This is a genomic window from Herbaspirillum chlorophenolicum, assembly GCF_001189955.1.
GTDB lineage: Bacteria > Pseudomonadota > Gammaproteobacteria > Burkholderiales > Burkholderiaceae_D > Herbaspirillum > Herbaspirillum chlorophenolicum.
On sequence record NZ_LFLT01000149.1, the window covers coordinates 1 to 999 of the forward strand.

The 999-nt window shown below is 60.7% G+C and carries 1 protein-coding gene; it reads right to left on the reverse strand.

The genetic code is table 11. From position 1 onward, the window contains the following. On the reverse strand, positions 1-997 hold a 997-nt coding region (gene ilvC / locus AKL28_RS23615), incomplete at its 3' end, for a ketol-acid reductoisomerase (RefSeq protein WP_050470708.1). Positions 998-999: the final 2 nt, after the last annotated feature.

The following is a 999-nucleotide window of genomic DNA, read 5'->3' on the forward strand; positions in this document are numbered from 1 at the left end:
CCAGCTTGTTCGCCTTGATCCAGGGCATCATGGCGCGCAGCTTCTCGCCCACGACTTCAATCTGGTGCTCGGCGTTGATGCGGCGACGCGACAGCAGAGTCGGTGCGCCAGCCTTGTTTTCCAGGATGAAGCTCTTGGCATATTCGCCGGTCTGGATGTCGGTCAGCACTTGCTTCATGACCTTCTTGCTCTCTTCGTTGATGATGCGCGGGCCGGTCACGTATTCGCCGTACTCTGCATTGTTCGAGATCGAGTAGTTCATGTTGGCGATGCCGCCTTCGTAGATCAGGTCGACGATCAGCTTCAGTTCATGCAGGCACTCGAAGTAGGCCATTTCCGGCGCGTAGCCGGCTTCCACCAGGGTTTCGAAACCGGCCTTGATCAGTTCCACGGTACCACCGCACAGCACAACCTGTTCGCCGAACAGGTCGGTTTCGGTTTCTTCGCGGAAGTTGGTTTCGATGATGCCGGCACGGCCGCCGCCGTTGGCGGTGGCGTACGACAGGGCCACGTCACGCGCGGTGCCCGACTTGTCCTGGTACACGGCGATCAGGTGCGGCACGCCGCCACCCTGGCTGTAGGTCGAACGCACGGTGTGGCCAGGCGCCTTCGGGGCGATCATGATCACGTCCAGGTCGGCGCGCGGCACGACTTGGCCGTAGTGGATGTTGAAACCGTGCGCGAATGCCACGGTCGCGCCTTGCTTGGCGTACGGTGCGACGTTTTCTGCATAGACCTGGCCGATGTTCTCGTCCGGCAGCAGGATCATGATGACGTCGGCTTCCTTGACCGCGTCGTTGACTTCCGCGACCTTCAGGCCGGCCTTCTCGGCCTTGCTCCACGACGCGCCGCCCTTGCGCAGGCCAACGGTGACCTTGCAGCCCGAATCCTTCAGGTTCAGCGCGTGCGCGTGGCCTTGCGAACCGTAACCGATGATGGTCACGTTCTTGTTCTTGATCAGGGACAGGTCTGCGTCTTTGTCGTAAAAAACTTTCATGG